Source organism: Candidatus Neomarinimicrobiota bacterium (assembly GCA_022573815.1).
Taxonomy (GTDB): domain Bacteria; phylum Fidelibacterota; class SORT01; order SORT01; family SORT01; genus JACZTG01.
On the sequence record JACZTG010000001.1, the window covers coordinates 117,004 to 135,607 of the forward strand.

General features: G+C 41.8%; 14 protein-coding genes and 1 tRNA gene. All 15 read left to right on the plus strand.

The genetic code is table 11. The features are described from left to right. Nucleotides 1–43 precede the first annotated feature (43 nt). Entirely contained in the window at nucleotides 44–1,771 is a 1,728-nt protein-coding gene (locus IIB39_00595) for a SpoIIE family protein phosphatase (GenBank protein MCH8927198.1), read from the plus strand. Between the two features lie 270 nt (nucleotides 1,772–2,041). After that, nucleotides 2,042–3,160: a PorV/PorQ family protein gene (locus IIB39_00600; protein ID MCH8927199.1), complete on the plus strand. Its 1,119-nt coding sequence runs from the start codon at nucleotides 2,042–2,044 to the stop codon at nucleotides 3,158–3,160. Nucleotides 3,161–3,191: 31 nt separating this feature from the next. After that, entirely contained in the window at nucleotides 3,192–6,314 is a 3,123-nt protein-coding gene (locus IIB39_00605) for a T9SS type A sorting domain-containing protein (GenBank protein MCH8927200.1), read from the plus strand. Continuing rightward, nucleotides 6,311–9,277, plus strand: coding sequence for a PD40 domain-containing protein (locus IIB39_00610; protein MCH8927201.1), 2,967 nt, complete (start codon nucleotides 6,311–6,313; stop codon nucleotides 9,275–9,277). The genes IIB39_00605 and IIB39_00610 overlap by 4 nt, the downstream gene beginning before the upstream one ends. 18 nt (nucleotides 9,278–9,295) lie before the next feature. Beyond that, entirely contained in the window at nucleotides 9,296–10,066 is a 771-nt protein-coding gene (locus tag IIB39_00615; GenBank protein MCH8927202.1) for a hypothetical protein, read from the plus strand. Nucleotides 10,067–10,074: 8 nt separating this feature from the next. After that, entirely contained in the window at nucleotides 10,075–10,863 is a 789-nt protein-coding gene (bamD, locus tag IIB39_00620) for an outer membrane protein assembly factor BamD (protein MCH8927203.1), read from the plus strand. A 43-nt stretch (nucleotides 10,864–10,906) separates the two neighbouring features. Beyond that, the gene (gene nadD / locus IIB39_00625; protein MCH8927204.1) at nucleotides 10,907–11,491 is read left to right on the plus strand and encodes a nicotinate (nicotinamide) nucleotide adenylyltransferase; all 585 of its coding nucleotides are present in this window, start codon (nucleotides 10,907–10,909) and stop codon (nucleotides 11,489–11,491) included. 66 nt (nucleotides 11,492–11,557) lie between these two features. Further along, a tRNA-Arg gene (locus tag IIB39_00630) sits at nucleotides 11,558–11,631 on the plus strand. A gap of 74 nt (nucleotides 11,632–11,705) precedes the next feature. Continuing rightward, complete coding sequence (locus tag IIB39_00635) at nucleotides 11,706–13,664, plus strand: hypothetical protein (GenBank protein ID MCH8927205.1); 1,959 nt, start codon at nucleotides 11,706–11,708, stop codon at nucleotides 13,662–13,664. Nucleotides 13,665–13,802: 138 nt separating this feature from the next. Continuing rightward, nucleotides 13,803–14,171, plus strand: coding sequence for a DUF423 domain-containing protein (locus IIB39_00640; GenBank protein MCH8927206.1), 369 nt, complete (start codon nucleotides 13,803–13,805; stop codon nucleotides 14,169–14,171). 10 nt (nucleotides 14,172–14,181) lie between these two features. Next, on the plus strand, nucleotides 14,182–14,835 hold the full coding sequence (locus IIB39_00645; GenBank protein MCH8927207.1) for an ATP-binding cassette domain-containing protein: 654 nt from the start codon (nucleotides 14,182–14,184) through the stop codon (nucleotides 14,833–14,835). A gap of 3 nt (nucleotides 14,836–14,838) precedes the next feature. Continuing rightward, on the plus strand, nucleotides 14,839–15,714 hold the full coding sequence (locus tag IIB39_00650; GenBank protein ID MCH8927208.1) for a hypothetical protein: 876 nt from the start codon (nucleotides 14,839–14,841) through the stop codon (nucleotides 15,712–15,714). 127 nt (nucleotides 15,715–15,841) lie between these two features. Further along, on the plus strand, nucleotides 15,842–16,879 hold the full coding sequence (hrcA, locus tag IIB39_00655) for a heat-inducible transcription repressor HrcA (GenBank protein ID MCH8927209.1): 1,038 nt from the start codon (nucleotides 15,842–15,844) through the stop codon (nucleotides 16,877–16,879). 24 nt (nucleotides 16,880–16,903) lie between these two features. After that, a complete protein-coding gene (locus IIB39_00660) occupies nucleotides 16,904–17,446 on the plus strand; it encodes a nucleotide exchange factor GrpE (protein MCH8927210.1) in 543 nt (180 codons plus the stop codon). Next, nucleotides 17,433–18,563 carry a molecular chaperone DnaJ gene (gene dnaJ / locus IIB39_00665; protein MCH8927211.1) on the plus strand — a complete coding sequence of 377 codons (1,131 nt, stop codon included), beginning with the start codon at nucleotides 17,433–17,435 and terminating at the stop codon, nucleotides 18,561–18,563. The genes IIB39_00660 and dnaJ overlap by 14 nt, the downstream gene beginning before the upstream one ends. Nucleotides 18,564–18,604 lie beyond the last annotated feature (41 nt).

Genomic DNA, 18,604 nt, shown 5'->3' on the forward strand with positions numbered 1-18,604 from the left:
TTTGAATAAGTAATGATACAGTCGTATTTTACTTCTGCCATTTATGCAATATAATAACACAAACAGAAAATATCTCGAAGAGAGAGAGCAGGATCTGCATGATCTTTTTGAAGTAAGCAAACGACTGGATAGCTTAACTAATTTCGATTCCATTATCGGACAGATGCTTCTCTCATTAATGGGGAGATTGATGATACAGAAATCTGTATTTATCATCATGAATGAAGATAAAGATGAACTCAGTCTCTGCAAGGCAAAAGGACTTAATCAATTTGAAGAAGGGACGGTAATAAAATACAATAAATTACCGGAAGAATTTTGCAAGTTGGAAGCGCTCAAGAAAGATGAGCCCTTGAGGGATTATTTAGAAAGCGAAGACCTTGAAGTGTTGTTTCCTATGATGAAAGCAGGCAGATTGATGGGTCTCCTTGCATTCGGAAAAAGGTTCAAAAACGACGAATATGAGAAAGAAGAAATAAATTATGTTTCTTCGCTACTGTCTTTAACAGCTTCATCAATAGAAAACGCACTATCCATAGATAAGATAAACAGTATAAACCGGGGACTCGACAGAAAAAATCAGGAACTCCAGACTCTTTTTGAACTGGGTAAAGAATTAAACTCCACGTTAGATCAGGAGACTATAGTAAGACAATTCGGCTATGCTCTGATGGGGCAAATGATGGTAGGCAGGTTTCTAATCTATTTAATCAGCGACGACTCTCTAAAGATATTTCACAATAAAGGTTTCAGCGGCGAGCATGTTGAGAGTATTCATCCGTGCTTAAAAGAGCTGGAAGATTTAAACGAAATATTGCTTGTGCAGAAAAAGAAAGATAAACTAAACGGCATACTTGCCAAGGCTCAAATAGCTGCTGCTATTCCTCTCTCGATCCAGGGTGAAAATAAAGGGGTGCTTTGTATAGAGGAAAAAAGAGGGACAGAACAATTTTCTGATGACGATTTACAGCTTCTGCATACCATGGGCGGACAGGTGATAATTTCTTTAGAAAATGCGAGACTCTTTAAGGAATCGCTTGAAAGACAACGGTTGCAGGAAGAACTGAACATTGCCAGGGAAATACAACAAGGTCTGCTTGCATCTGATTTCAATGTCTCCGGCGGGTGGAAGATATTCGGGAAGAATGTTCCCAGCCTGGAAGTTGGCGGAGATTACTTTGATGTGATTAAATTGGATAACGGTAAAATAGCGCTAGCTATCGCTGATGTATCCGGAAAGGGAGCCGGCGCCTCACTGCTTATGTCGAATCTGCAGGCAAGCTTGCGCGCCTTAGTCAATGTTGATACAAATCTTGGTTCAATGGTGGCAAGGATAAATAATATCCTGTATCAAAATACATCAGCGGATAAATATATAACCTTTTTCATCGGGATTCTTGACCCTGACAAAAGAACATTCACGTTTTGCAATGCGGGCCATAACCCACCTCTAATATTCTCCCAAAACGGTAATGTGACCGAGCTCGAAGAGGGAGGTTTAATAATCGGGGTGATGGCTGGAGCAATTTATAAGGTTGGAAATGTCGTGTTAGATGATGGGGACACTATCGTAATGTACACAGACGGAATTACGGAAGCAGAAAACGAAAAAGGTGAAGAATTCGGCGAGGAAGGCTTAAAGAACCATGTAAAAAGAAACCTAAAGTCTTCCCCTGAGGAGCTGATAAACTCTATAATAGAGGAAGTAGAAAGCCACGCTGTTGATTTGTCGGCCCAGGATGATGTGACACTACTTATTTTTAGCGGTTAATTAAGGTTTTTTTAATTTAATTATGGGGAACTATTACTATTCTCCGATGTATAATTTTTAAATGCACACAAATTTAAAAAATGGCGTATAGAAAAGGTCTTGACAATTCTTTCGTGTGATACTACCTTGGTGCGCTGACTAATAAAATTTAAAGAGGGCATATATTATTATTGTTACAGTATTGTTCAAAAAGTATCACCGGGTTTTAAGGATTACGGGCAGGTTGTTCTAAAGCAACCGTTCCGAATAAAGATTTTAAAGGAGAAACTGATGACAAGAACTGTAATAGCAGCCCTTTTTCTGCTGGCTCTTACATTTAATACCACAACATTAAAAGCTCAAGGCGAAGCTGGCGCGCCTTTTTTATTGATAGCTCCGGGTGCGCGCGCAAGCGGGATGGGCGAAGCGAATGTTGCATTAGCCGATGACGCGGTTGGCGGATTTTATAATCCTGCCGGTATTGCATGGGCGGAAGGCAAAAATCTAACATTTATGCGCGCGAAGTGGCTTCCAAATTTAGTCGATGACATCAGTTATAATTTCTTAGGTTATAGCCAATATGTAGAGGGTCTTGGTTCAATCGGAGGTCATATAATATACCTTGATCTCGGAGAACAGGTGAGAACCGGAGAAAGTTCACCTGATGCATTAGGTACCTTTCAATCTTTTATGCTTGCGGTAGCAGGCACTTACGCCGCGGATCTCGGTGAAAATTCTGCGGTAGGAATTAGCGTTAAATTCGTACATCAGGACCTGGCGCCATTTGGAGCCGGACAGGAAAAAGGAAGCGGCTCATCCTCTTCCTTCGCATTTGATGTAGGTCTGTTAGCTCGAGATAAAATTGTCGGCGGACTTGATTTGGGTATTGCTATTGCTAATATAGGTCCGGACATCGCATTTATTGATGCTAATCAGGCTGATCCGATGCCGATGAATTTAAAAATGGGTCTCTCATATATGCTCTTCGATGGAGAATTTAATTCCCTGCGAATAGTGTATGATATGAACAAGCTTCTCGTGGCTTCATATCCTGATAGAGATTTAAACGGCAATGACATAATTGACATTGGAACTGATGAAGAAGCCCATAAAGATCCATTTTACAAAGCATTTGTTACTTCGTGGACTGATGATTCTGCAAATATTGAATGGCAGAAGATCATTCATAATTTTGGCGTCGAATATTGGTATTCAGGGGTGGTAGCGCTTAGAGCCGGCGTATTCAGAGATTATTTACTTAAAGATACAGATAATAGTGTCGCACTTTTTAAAACTGTTGGTGTGGGTCTCAGGTATAATACCTTAGGTTTCGATTTCGGCTACGTAGATGGTCCCGAAGGACATCCGATTACCAACACTATGCGTTTAAGTTTTAATCTGGCTTTTTAGAACACTTCAGCTAATAATTTTACACAGGTGCATGGCAGTTGCCGGTCCTCAAAAAGCGAATTCAATGTTGAATCTGTTTCCCGATAGAATAAAAACATTCGTTTTCGTTATAATCTTATTTTTTGTATCAGGAATTGAAGCGGCGGAAAACGGATACAGAGTTAATTTTCATAATTATTCTTCAGGTTTAAAGAGTTCTGTTATAAGTCAAAGTGTCTCAATAGCGGCTATCAGGGTTCAGTTTGTGGAAGATGACGAAGAAGGTACGACGGGAAACGGATTGTTCGATCTTTCATCACCATCGGCAGGCGATGATTTTATATTCGATCCGCCGCCGCATAACCGGAGATATTTTCAGGCGCATTTGGAATCGCTTAACAATTATTTTAATTCGGTAGGTCAATCCCGATGGGGAATTGGTGGGATCAATTCAACCGTATTCCCGCTTCTAACGGATAGCGTGTATGATCTTCAAAATCCGATGCGGTTTTATAGCCCGAAATCAGATGAAGAAACCAATGATAAACGGTTGGCGCAGCTTTTCTACGAATCTGTAATTTTAGCTGCGGATGATGCGGGAAATTACTCGGGAACTGACTTAGTTATTGTTTTTCATGCTGGAGTTGGAAAGGATTTTACATTTCAACTCGACCTCACACCGTTCGATATTCCCTCGGCTTTGCTCGACAGAGATTTTCTTCAGCTGAATTTGGCTTCTTCTGAATTTTCCCAATTAGAAAGTTTGGGAGTTACCACCGGATTGATACTTCCGGAAACACAAAGTCAGGATGGTTTCAATATTGCGCTAAATGGTACTATTACTTTGCTGTTCGGCAGGTTTTTAGGATTACCCTCTTTATGGAACACGGATACTGGCGACCCTGGAATCGGAAAATGGGGATTGATGGATCAAGGTTCAAATAATATGGATGGAGCTGTCCCAGCTCGCCCGAGCGCATTCAGCAGAGTATTTATGGGATGGGAATTGGATATACCAGCATATCCGAGTGAAGGAAGAGAAATATTCACTGCCGCTGACGAGTTTGGCATTAAATATTATTCTATTAAAATCAATTCAGATGAATATTTTTTGATTGAAAACAGAAGCAGAGCTACAACAAATAAAACGGGATTCGAAGAGCTTATAGTCGGAAGAGATACCGCTTATGTAAAGTTTGATTCCTTAGGAAGCGGCGTAATAGTTAGTGTATCAAATTATGATGCGGGAATTCCCGGCTCGGGACTGCTTATCTGGCATATAAATGAATCTGTCGTGAAAGAGTTTTACTCCACAAACCGGATTAATACAGATAAAGAAAACAGGGGAGTAGATCTTGAAGAGGGGGACGGTTCGCAGGATATAGGAGAAGAATTTGGATTCTTGCAGCCCGGGGGCGGTTCTGAAAACGGCACGCCTTGGGATCCTTTTTACGCTAAGAATCCCGCCTGGTATTTCCAAAATCCTGATTGGGAAGCGGATGCTGATTCCACAGTGGCATTTACGCCTGAGACCAGCCCAAACAGCAATAGTAACGCAGGTGGCAAAACAGGAATTAGTATAACAAATATTTCCAAAGCGGGTTTAAGAATGACCTTTGATGTTGCTTCAAGCTTTCTTGCTGTGGGGTTCCCATTATATCTGGGCGCCGGAGCGGGAAGGAGTTTTCCTGCAGTTGCCGACTTAGATGGAGACGGAAATATAGAGATATTAGTGGCAACGTCGGATGGAACTATACACGGCTGGACACTGATACTCGATAGACTTCCATTAGTTTACTTGGGAGGTGGTGATACAGAAAATATAGTATCCACATTCGGAAATGTAACTACAAGCCATAGAATCGGAATATTCGCAGATTCGGTAGGTTCTATTAGTAATATCGCAATAAGCGACATAGACGGAGACGATACACTTGAAGTTGTGGTAGTTACTAAAAATGGCAAAGTGATAATGTATGAGCCGGAAGAAGGGGCGGTTATTGATAATCGCGCCGACAGCGCCTGGTCAATCTATCTTGGCGAAGAAGTGTTAGCAACTCCAATTGTATCCAACGGAAGAGTTTATGTAGGCAGCTTAAGCGGCACAATTTCGGAGATTAACAGCAGCGGGAATCTGATTAATTCGACTGCATCCGCTATTGAAATTCTAAGTATGACATTACCGGATGGTGAAGCTGTCAAAGGTTCAAACGACAATATTATTTCCGGTAATTTTTTACAGAACCGTAAATCGCTTGGTTCTGAACCCGAAGATTTAATTGTGACTATTTCCGCGAAAGGAATTGTGAGGGTTTTTATCGGTACAAACACGGATCTGGTCAACGCTGATTATGAATATGATATGGGCGACAGTGTACTTTCCTCTCCCGCAATGGCAGATATAGATAAAGATGGTGAACTTGAGATAATAATAACAGGGAATAATAAACTTTGGGCGTTTAACGGGAATTTGACACTTGTGGAAAATTTCCCTGTCACAATCGGTATTCCGGAACCGGTCGGTAAGATATTATCGTCGCCTGTTATAGGAGATGTTGACGGCGACGGTTCACCGGAAATAATTTTCGGAGCTCCTGACGGAAAGATTTACGGTTATCATTCGGATGGAACTGTGGCGGAAGGTTTTCCTCTTTCAACGGGAGCAAGCGTGAGCTCAACGCCTGTTATAGTTGATGCGATTCCGTCAGGCGCAATGGAAATCGTGGCAACGAGTGACGATGGTTGGCTGTATATGTGGTCTGTGCCCGGTAACGGAACAGCTGGAAATACTCCGGCTTATCTTCCGTGGAGCGCATTTGCCGGCTCGAACGAAAGAACAAATTTTGCTCCCGCTTCACCGAGTTCACCTCCTGTAGGAATAAATGAACTGCTTGCTCAGGATAAAGTGTTCGCTTATCCGAATCCCGTGGAAGGGAGTGAAGTGCGGATACGGTATTTTGTTAATCAATCCGGCAGTGTTGATATAATGATATTTGATATGGCAGGTGAGTTTGTAACAAAATTGCTTAACTCCAACATAGTTCAAAATGAATATAACGAAACGGTTTGGAATGTAAAAAACGTGTCAAGCGGAGTCTATTTAGCCAGGGTAACCGCTCATGGATTATCCGGCGGGCTGTCGTCTAAAGTTATTAAAGTGGCAGTTGTAAAATGACGCTATTCCGATTTTTCAGTTTAATTCTGGCTTACTTATTATCCGCAAATGTTGTTGTTAATGCCCAATTTCAACGTAATAACCATACAGAATTAAATTGGAAAACGATCGAGACCGAACATTTTAGCGTAACTTATCATCAAGGGCTGGAAACTTCTGCTGGGCGTGTTGCAAAGATAGCAGAGGAAATCTATCATCCCGTTACGGCTCTGTATAATTATGAGCCTCAGAACCCGATTCATTTTATAATTCAGGACACTGACGATATATCCAACGGCGCCGCATATTTTTATGATAATAAAATCGTTATCTGGGCGTTACCTATGGACTACGACCTCCGCGGAACGCATAACTGGCTTCGGGATGTGGTTACTCACGAATTTACTCATATAGTGTCAATGCAAGCAGCAATGCGATTCAACAGACATATTCCGGCTCTCTATTTTCAGTGGTTTAGGTATGAGAATGAACGACGTGATGATGTCGTCAGAGGATTTCCAAATGGGATAGTTTCCTATCCTTACGCGGGACTTACGGTGCCTTTGTGGTTCGCCGAAGGAGCGGCTCAGTATAACAGCGGTACATTAAAGTATGACCATTGGGATTCTCATAGGGATATGTTATTGAGGGAGCGGTCACTCAACGGGTCTCTGTTAAACTTGGATGATATGGCGGTTTTCGGGAAAGTCGGCATTGGAAACGAGAGTGTTTATAATCAGGGATATTCATTTATAACCTATATTGCTGACCGGTTCGGAGAACAATCAATAAGTAAGATAGCTAAAGCATTTTCCTCAACGCTTCCGATTTCCATCTCCGGCGCTATAAAGAAGGCAACAGGGATTGAGGGAGAGATAGTTTTTGAAGATTGGAAAAGAAAAATTGGCATTGATTACACTGGCAACACCAATATCATTCAGCAGAACCTTGCAGAGGGAACGGTAATAAGCAAAGGTGGAGCCGCGAATTTGTTTCCTACATGGTCGCAAGACGGCAACAAAATCGCTTATCTGTCGAGCAAGAATCATATATCTTTTGGACGTACTGACTTAATGCTGTTCAACGCAGAGAATGGAAATAGTGAGAAAATCGCTTCTTCAGTCGGTACTTCACCTTCATGGTCACCCGACGGAAACGAGCTGGTTTACGGCAGGGTAAGTAAGCCGGATAAACACGGATCGACATATTTTGATCTGTACCGCTACGATATTAAGAAAAAGAAAGAGAAAAGACTCACTCACGGAAGCAGAGGAAGGTATCCGGCATTCTCTCCTGATGGTAAGGAGATTGTGTTTGTCACTACTAATGACGGCGCAAGCAGTTTGATGGTTTACGATATCAAGACCGAAACGATAAGAGAATTATTGAGTTTTGAGGAGATAAGACAAGCCTATAAATTGGATTGGTCGCCTGACGGAAATTCAATACTCTTTGAAACTTCTACAGAAAACGGAAGAGATATTGCGCTCGTTAATGCCGATGGCAGCGAATTCAGGATGCTTCTGAATAGCCCGGCGGATGAACGTCACCCTGTCTTTTCGCCTGATGGCGAAAAAATATATTATTCCTCCGATAAAACGGGCATATTCAATATTTATTCATATGATTTGACCAATAGTGAGACTAAACAATGGACTAATGTTACAGGCGGCGCTTTTATGCCGTCGGTTTCTTCAAAAGGAGAACTGAGCTATTCGCGGTTTGAGGGGACAGAATATAAACTTTCGCTATTGAAGCTGGGAAACGAGGTAAAACCTGAACATTCGGTTTATAATAACTATCTGGAGACTTTGCCAACAGTTGATTATGACCAAAATTCTCTCCCGGAATATGAATCAAAAGAGTATGTGGCCACCACCATGACTACGTTTTTTATGCCTCGATTGATGATTGATTACGGCACCGTAAAGGTGGGTGGATATGTTTTCTCCAACGAGCTGCTCAATAAAATAAGTGTCATCGGAGGAGCAACAATCAACAAGGATTACGATTACGATTTATACCTTCGATTCGATTTCAATCGTTTATCGCCTAATATTTTTATTGAAGCGTACGGGATTTCACAAAACGTAGTAGATTCGTTGGTGTTACCCGGTCAAACTACTCCACTTGATATAAAGTTCAATCTAAAGGAAGTGTCTCCGGGGATGACTTTTTACAGGGGAGTGAAAGATCAGTTCACTTTCAGACTAACGTATAGTATTTATTCTGCCTCTCAATCAGGATTTCTTATAGATGATTTCGGTGGTTTAGTTAAAACTTCGTTCGGTTATGATTACTTCATAGGTAGGTCGGCATCGGTGGAATGGGGAAGAGACAATAGAGAGAGAACTGCAAAGAGTTATATTGCGAGAGATAACGGTATGCGGTGGCGTTTATCATACGCATATAAGCGGGATAAATTCATAGTTGATTTTGCTCGAAATGAAGATTTCGGAACAATTGAGGAGGTCTTTATCCCATTTAATTATCAGCAATTGGATTTGAATATTGATAAATATTTCAGCCTTCCCGGCAATAGCGCACTTGCCTTGAATATAGAAGGTGGTTATATTTCTAATAACGTAAACGACTTTCTCCACTACTTTGGAGGAGGCCTCCTTGGGATGAAAGGATATTCGTATTACAGCTATGGTGGCGAGCGAAAAATACTCGGCACGGTAACGTTAAATGCTCCTATATCAAATGGGATTAACAAGGCTTTATTAAACCTTTACATTAGGGATTTATATGGCGGAATTTTCTTCCAATACGGAGATGCATGGATAGGAACAGCGAGGATAAATGAATTCAAACGGACGGTCGGTTATTCCATCAGAGTTGGCGCTTATTCGTTCTATGCTTTTCCAACGGCATTCGAATTTCAGGCTGCGTATGGACTCGATAAATTCAGTGATGAGCAAGGAATCGTCCGGGGAAATGAATGGCGATATTATTTTACGCTTTTGTTTGATTTTCTCTAATACTTTATTAAAAAAATTATGAAATTTAATTATTTAATATTAGCCATCTGTCTTTTACTCGCAGCGTCAGATTCTTTCGCTTCCGATAAAAACAGGGGGAGAAAAATAATTCTTGATTCGGGAGAAACGGTCGAATTTGCTTATTTCAGCGAAGAATCACCTGCGCAGGACAGCTCCGGAAATCGAGTGGTTGTGAAACGTCCCGGTATATCTTTCCTGAGTTCGGCAATTATACCCGGAGCGGGTCAATACTATAACGGCTCAAAAAAACGAGCCGCAGCATTTTTAGCGGTTGAAGTGGGTCTATGGGTAGGCTATGCTGCGTTTCAAGGTAAGGGTCGCGATAAGGAGGATGAATATCAGGCTCTTGCAGACCAATATTGGGATTTTACCAGGTATAATCCGACAGAAGATGAACAATCACAGGGCCATACTATTCCGCTTGATGCCAATGATAATGTGATAAAAACTAATGAATATTATGAAAATATCGGGAAGTACGATAAGTTTAACAGAGGATGGGAAGGGGCGATTATAGGTTCCAATTCAACGACAACGGAAGAAAGGGAGGTGTATCTGAATCTTAGAAAAGACTCCAACGACTTCTTTGGATTGGCAACCACAGCAGCTTCTTTAGCGATACTCAATCATATATTGTCCGTGGGTGACGCTATATTTACGGCTAAAAAGCTAAATGACGAAGCGTCGCTGAAAATATCTGTCAAACCGTTACCAACCGGAAAAGGAAACGAATTTGTGAACGCACTTTCGATCGGTATCGCATGGTAAATGTTAAAATGAAATTTTTAATTATTATATATATATCGGCTATTGCGTTATTCCTGACAGGGTGTGGTTCAAAGAAGAACAACGAACTGGAGCCTGTGGATGTTCGCTTCGAAAGAGGAATGGAGTATTTTCAAAAGAAAAAATATTCCAAATCCATAATCGAATTTAAATTTGTTACCTTTAACGCACCGGCAAGTGAAATTGGCGACGATGCACAATTCTATCTGGCTGAGGCGCATTTCTATTCGAAAGAGTATATTCTCGCAATCTCTGAATACGAGCGGTTGGTTCGAATACATCCTGAAAGCCCGCTTGTGGATGAAAGCCAGTATAAGAGAGCGCTTTGTTTCGATATACTTTCCCCAAAATCTTATCACGATCAGGAAAATACGATCAAAGCCCTTGACGCATATCAGGAATATATTGAGGAATGGCCTCAAAGCGAAAATAAAGAAAAAGCAGAAGGCCGCTTGGATAAATTGAGGTTCAAGCTGGCAAAAAAAGTATATGATGCCGGAATGCAATATCGAAAATTGGATGAGTGTAAATCATCCATCATATACCTTCGACAGGTATTGGATAAGTATTATGATAGTGAGTTTGCGCCAGGGGCGCGCTGGAACATCGCAAGGTGTGAAATAAAACTTGAAAACTGGAGTGATGCGCTGGCAATGCTTATCGAAATTATCAATCGTAATGACGATTCTGAATATCTGAAAAAAGCACAAGAAGTATTGCCTGAGGTAAGAGAAAATGCGGAAAAATCTGAAGAACAAGCCCTTTTAGAAGATAACTGATTCAACATCATTGCATAAAAACACTTTAATTTTAGCCTAAATTATGAAAATAGGATTATTCGGCGGAACGTTTGATCCTCCTCATCTTGGTCACATTCGGCTGGCTCTTTACGTTTTAAATGAGAAAAACCTCCAAAAGGTAATGTTAGTTCCTGCGTATAAAACTCCTTATGATGATAAGCAGTCCACTGTTTCATTCGAGCATCGTTTCAGTATGGCAAAACTCGCCGTCGAAGCTCATCCTGATTTGGAAGTCAGTGATATTGAGGGGAAGCGCGGCGGTCAATCCTATACGATTGATACTATTCGCCAGGTCAAAAAGCTTTATGGTTTGTCTTCAGAGGAGCTGTATCTGATTGTGGGAGCTGATGGTTTTCTCCGCTTTTCCGAGTGGAAAGAGCCCGAATCAATCCTCACCGAATGCCGTGTTTGCGTTCTTAAGAGAAATGATATTGATAGCAAAAATTATAATAATGAATTTCTCAAGAAGGCGGAACTGCTTGATAACGATTTCTATGATGTATCGTCCCGGGAGCTGAGAAATAGAATAGCGAATGGAGATGATTTAGGAGATTTGATTGACAGCGGAGTATCGGAATATATCAGAGAGAACGGATTATATGTCTGATATTCCTTTAATTATCCGATAATATAACTGGAATAAGAATCTCAGCTATTATAAATTTCCCACATTGCCCTCGTAGCTCAGCCGGATAGAGCGACGGTTTCCTAAACCGTAGGCCGCAGGTTCGAGTCCTGCCGTGGGCACATAATTCAATCTGAAATACTGATAAATCAGCCGATAAATATCAGTGTTCATTGAGAGGTATAGTGCTGTGCGAATGAAGATTTTATCAGCCACCTGTATTGTTATAGCTACGTTCCTGATAGGTTGCGAAGACCCGGACGTTATTCCGCCGACGATAAGTATCACTAATCCGGCGGACGGCGTCACACTGACAAGAGCGGTGACCATAAAAGTAGATGCCTCGGATGATGAAGCTGTGGATATAGTTGAATTCAGTGTGGACGGGGTGCAGATTGGAGCTGCAAGCACAGCGCCTTTTGATTTCGAATGGAATCTCTCTTTTTGGGCTGACGGCAAAACGCACAACCTCCACGCGAAAGCGACAGACCCCTCGGGAAATGTGGGAACTTCCGATACTATATCAGTTACTATCTCCGAATTAGCCTTAACTCTGATTTTAGATCGCCCTTTTGACAATGAAATTATACGGTACACTAACGAAGTGTCAATCAGCTGGCGAGAATTGACCGGTGCCGTGAGCTATGACCTGGAACTGTCAACTGACGTCAAATTTGTCGCAATCCCTTATTCAGAATCTATAGTTGATATCAGTGTTACAACGTCTGCCTTAACACAGAGAGTTTATTATTGGAGAGTCAGAGGTGTGAATGATATAGGCGAAGAAACTGAATGGTCAGATGCGAGAAACTTTTCAGTTTATGGACCCGAAGCGCCCGATCTGATAAGTCCGGAGAACGGCGCCCTTATTATCGGAGTCAGCACACCGGCTTTGGCGTGGAACGCTTCCGAGTTTGCAACTCTATATGAGGTCAATACCTCATTAACTACAACCTTTACGTCAATTGAATTTGAAAAAACTACAGTGGAGACAACGCTGGTCACCACTGCGCTCGCGAACAGCAATTATAGCTGGAGAGTGAGAGCGCAAAATTCGGTGGGGTTTTGGAGTGATTGGAGTTTACCGGGCACATTTATTCAATCTGACGTTACAATATTTGCAAAAACGTTCGGCGAACCGCTGGCTGACGAGGGGACTTCTGTTCATCAGACTGATGACGGAGGTTACATCATAGCAGGTCATATTTTTGTTGGCGGTAACTTAGATGTGAAACTTATTAAGACGGACTCGGAAGGCAATGAAGAGTGGAGCAACAGTTTCGACACCGGCGACACGGACTTCGGTCTTTCATTGGAGCCGACTTCGGACGGCGGTTATATAATTGCGGGATATAGTTTTATATCCGGGCAAAACCCTTACGATGTGCTGCTGATAAAGACAGATGGCGGCGGCAATGAACTTTGGAAAAAATTATTTGATAGAAGTGTTTTTGATGCGGGTAGGTCGGTGATACAGACTTCAGACGGTGGCTATCTCATAGCAGGCAGAACCCAAAAAAAGGGAGCCGATGGTAGCGAGGTATGGCTGCTGAAGACCGATGCCAACGGAATTGAAGAGTGGAACAGGACATATTTGAGTTCTTCATTCGAGAATGGCAATTCTCTGATTGAAACTGCTGACGGCGGCTTTATTATCGCCGGCGAAAGATGTTGTTTCCCGAATATAGGATTACTCATAAAGACGGATTTGAATGGGGACGAGGAATGGATTAGGGAATTTCAAGGGATATTAGAGCTTACCTCTATAAAACCGACTTCAGACGGCGGTTATATAATTGGTGGCTCAAACGGATCTCAACCAATTCTGCTGAAAACCGATGTCGCCGGAACAGAGGAGTGGAGAAGCGCATACAGCGGGTTAGGATTGAGTCGCAGCGCCTCAGCTCAACAAACACTCGATGGAGGTTATATTCTTACGGGAAACGCTTTGGCTGAAACCGCTGCTACGGCTCTCTTGCTGCTAAAGACCGATGCGCTTGGAATAATAGAATGGAATAAGATATATGGAGCGGGAGACGGCGCAGATGGTCGTTCGGTCCAACAGACCTCCGACGGCGGGTTTATCATCACGGGTAAAGTCAATGAGGATATTTGGCTCATAAAAACAGATTCAGAGGGGAGAACGGTTTTTTAGAGAGCTGTTTGTCCGGCCGAAAGTAACTGATAATACTTCTAAGCAATTAACATCTTCATTTCATATATTATCACAAGATTTGTATTCACTATTTGTTAATATCGATTTACACATTGGGGAGAGGATGATTTCTATAATATGACTAAACCATTTTTCATAATCGCATCAATCACAGGATTTTTAGGAGTGGCTCTCGGAGCGTTCGGCGCTCACGCTCTTAAAGAGAGAATTAGCGAGCAGATGCTCCAAACTTTCGAGACGGGAGTAAGGTATCAGATGTATCACGCTTTCGCTCTGTTTATAGTTGCTTGGGCGCTAACGCAGTGGAAATCCAGTTATCTTAATTACAGCGGATGGTTGTTCATTGCGGGAATAGTGCTGTTTTCCGGCAGCCTGTACCTGCTGGCGTTCACAGGGCAACGTGGTTGGGGAGCAGTGACTCCTATTGGAGGATTGGCATGGCTGCTTGGCTGGCTATCTCTTGCCTGGGGAGTATATAAAGCCTGAAAAACAATATATGATTAGTCTGGCAAATGTTTCCGTAATGTTCTCGGAGAATGTGGGATTAGAGGGGATAACTTTTGACGTCTCGAAAGGTGATTTTGTCTGCATTACGGGTCCAACCGGCGCGGGAAAATCGACAATCCTTAAATTGATCTATATGTCCATTGCTCCCACATCAGGAAGAGTGAGTGTTGGAGAATTTGAATCGGGTACGATTACGCGTCGCCAAATTCCGTATCTCCGCAGAAAAGTTGGAATGATATTTCAGGATTTCCGACTCCTTGAAGACCGGAGTGTTTACGACAATATCGCGTTTGCGCTTAGGGCTACAGGCCACAAAAGAGCTGATGTGAAAAAACGAACAGCGAGAGTTATAGCAGATGTACAGCTTACACATAGGCGAAACTTTCTCCCAAAACATCTGTCAGGCGGAGAACAGCAGCGAGTTGCCATCGCTCGCGCTCTTGTTGTGGAACCTTATGTAATACTTGCCGACGAACCGACAGGAAATCTTGATCTGGATACATCAGCCGGCATCCTCGAGCTCCTTTTGAAGCTTCAGCGGCAGGGGACAGCAGTTGTTATGGCGACTCATGATTATTCTCTGATTGAGGGAGAAGATATCCGAATCATAAAAATTGAGGACGGACAGATGGTGGATGAGTAAGATTTGAGCTTCTTATTTTCTATCAGTGAAGGATTCAGAGGGTTGCGCCGCATAAAAGGCGCCGCTGTTCTGGCTGTTTTAATTCTCTCATTTGCGATAGCAATGGTCGGAACTTCAGCCGTCGTCGGCTGGAACGGGAAGAAATTTGTAAAATTCCTCCGTTCACAATTTGATTTAACGATATTCATCAAAATGGAAACGCCTGATGAGGTGATAATACAAATTGCCAAGGATGTGAGAAAAATAGAAGGAGTGAGTGACGTCATATACGTTTCCCCTTCGCAGGCGGCAAGAAAATTTGAAAATGAATTCGGAGAATCCGTATTGGATATTTTAGGGACAAATCCGTTTCCATCGTCATTTATTGTAAGACTTTCGCCTGAATTCGGCACTGCGGTTGACGCATCGTATATAGCCACAAGAATTGCGGCTCTTAATAATATTGAAGAAGTTCATTACAGGAAGAGTCTTCTTGTCTCAGTTGACAGGTATATAAATATACTAATAGGATTAGCATCGGTCATTGGCGGTATCGTTCTAATTTCAGCAATATTAATTTCTTCTTACACAATAAAACTTACAATTTTCGCCAAACGTGATATTATCTGGACTATGAGACTTGTAGGCGCTACTGACAGCTTCGTAAGGAGACCATTTTTAGTCGAAGGAATTGTTGAAGGATTAATGGCGGGCGTGGTGGCTGTAGGATTCGTGGAAATCGGATACAGGATAGCCTCAAGAATATTGAGAGAGTATATCCCAATTGAACGAGTGGAAGTAAACAGTGAAATTTACATCGGAATGTTGCTTTTTGGAATGACTCTCGGGTGGTTTAGCAGCAGATTGTCTGTCAGTCGATTTTTAAAAGAGAGTATGTAGTTTTGTACGAACTCTTATCAATACTCTAATTTGATAGAGAATGCTCTATTATATTATCAATTCTTGATTGTTTTAACTTGACTGAAAGCCGTTTTTATCATACTTTTCGAGGTTAATTAGGGGTATTGTGACCGAAAATATGAATGATTTAAACAGAAGACAAAAGAATATACTAAGAGCGATTATTGGAGAATTTATCTCCTCCGCCGCTCCGGTGGGTTCAAAGAACCTGAAAAAGAGCAATAATTTGAAGGTGAGCCCCGCTACTATTCGTCACATAATGAATGATTTAGAAGAAAGAGGCTATGTTTTTCAGCCGCACACTTCCGCCGGAAGAGTACCTACGGACAAAGCTTATCGCCTCTATGTCAACGAATTAATCTCAAACGATATTCTCAGTATTGAGCAGCAGGAGGAAGTGGAGGATTCGCTTCGCCCTTATGCGGTAGATGTTGAGTCTCTGCTCTCAACAGCAAGCTCGCTATTAGGTGAATTCACTTCAGAATTGGGAGTCGTTATTGCGCCGTTGATACTCGATGGTGAGTTGACCGGAATCAATTTATACTCCGTTGCAAGTCAGACTGTTCTGGTAGTTTTGCAGCTAAGAGAAGGATTTGCGAAAACAATAGTGTTAGAAATTCAATCGTCTCTACCTTCTGATGTTTTAGAAATGATTTCCGGTAAGTTGAATGAAAAGCTTGCAGGACTTGAGTTAAGGGAGATTCGCAAAACGATATCTCAAAGATGTCGCGATTTTACGAATGAAAGTTCAGGCATTGTAAAACTGCTCATTGATTCCGCTGATAGGGTCTTTGACTTCAGTGAGAACGAAAAAATTACCTATAGCGGCTCGGCGAATATGCTTTCAAAACCTGAATTTTCAGATCCTGCGAAGATGAGAAACCTGATGAAGGTTCTTGAGAATGAGAAGAAATTTATTAAGCAACTCCAGGATACGACCAATCAGAATGGTATAAACATAACTATTGGCAAAGAATTGGATGATCCGATAATCTCGGAACTCAGCTTTGTAACCTCGTCATACAAATTTGGGCATCAGATAGGAATACTTGCGGTGGTAGGACCCACGAGAATGGAATACAAAAAAGCAATTTCAATAGTGAATCATACGGCGAAGACCCTGACAGAATCATTTTCTAAGTAAAGGTAGAAGGATATTTGATTATTTATGAATAATGAAATCGAAGTAGAGACTAAAGAGAGCAACGAAATAAAGGTAGCAAAGAAAAAGCCTCGAGCTAAAAAGCCAACGAAATTACAGCAGGCACTGCTTGATATAGATGAACTTAAAGATAAGGCGCTTAGGCAAGCCGCCGAATATGAGAATTTTAAGAAACGCTCTGTTCGCGAATCGGATAACGCTATAAATAGGACAAGAGATTATACTATAGCGTCCTTTTTACCACTTCTTGACGATATTGAACGGACACTAAGCTCGGTCAAAGAACATAAGGGTATAGATTCTTTCGTGGAAGGAATAAAGCTGATTAAAATAAATTTTAATAAGATACTCAGTGAAAAAGGAGTGGTGTCGATAGAATCAGTGGGTAATCAATTCGATCCCGAATTGCATGAAGCAATGATGGTGGAAAATAATTCTGACTATGAAAATAACATAGTCATTGAAGAATTTGAACGAGGTTTTAAGCATGGCGACAGAATATTGCGACCCTCAAAAGTTAAGGTAAACAGAATTTCTGATGGCGAATGACTATTATGATACCCTTGGTGTAGATCGTTCAGCATCCGAGGAAGAGATTAAAAAATCTTATAGAAAGCTCGCAATGAAATATCATCCTGACCGTAACCCGGGAGATAAAACAGCGGAGAGCACTTTTAAAGAAATCTCACATGCATATTCTGTATTGACAGACAGTCAGAAAAGAGCAAGATATGATCAGTTCGGGGAAGCGGGAACGAGCGGTGGCGGATTTGATCCATTCACGGGTGACGCATTCGACCTTTCCGATGCGCTTCGCACTTTCATGGAGCAAGGCTTTGGCGGGAGAGGCGGGTTCGGCTCCGAGCAAAGCAGAAACGAACAACGAAGACGCGGTAATAATCTAAAACTTACATTAGAAGTTTCCCTTGAAGAAATACTCGAAGGGGTAAATAGGAAAATAAAAGTTAAGAGATATGAAGCGTGTAATAGATGTGATGGTGTTGGTGCGGAGAGAGGAAGCGATAGAAAAACCTGCCCTGTCTGTCAGGGTCAAGGTCAGGTAAAGCAAGTCAGCAGATCTCTTTTCGGGCAATTTATTAATGTTCACGCTTGTCCGAATTGTAGCGGTGAAGGATCTATCATCGACAATTTCTGCAAAGATTGTCATGGTTCGGGAAGAAAACGGGTTAATAGCGAGGTAAATGTGGATATTCCCGCGGGAGTTACAACAGGAAACTATTTGACCTTAAACGGTGAGGGAAATGCAGGCGAGCGAGGCGGGCCACCCGGTGATTTAATAGTCGTTATTCAGGAAAAGGAGCATAAATATTTCGTTCGAGAAAACAAAAATTTATTTATCGAAGCAAAGATAACTTTTTCTGAAGCTGCTTTAGGAACAGAAATCGAGGTGCCCACATTAACAGGAAAGGCAAAATTAAAAATCCCACAGGGCGTACAGTCAGGGCGTTTTTTACGAATGCGAGGAAAAGGTTTACCCGGATTACGAGGCGGTAGAAAAGGGGATCAGATGGTTCGCATTCAGGTTTGGACCCCATCCAAAATCAGTGATGAACAAAGAAAATTGTTGGTTAAGCTGGAAAAAAGTAACGGATCCAAACCACCTGAAATAATTGGCAAAGGGTACTTTGCTAATATATCAGATTAGTGACGAAATACTATATTAAAAAATAAACGCATAAGATTTAA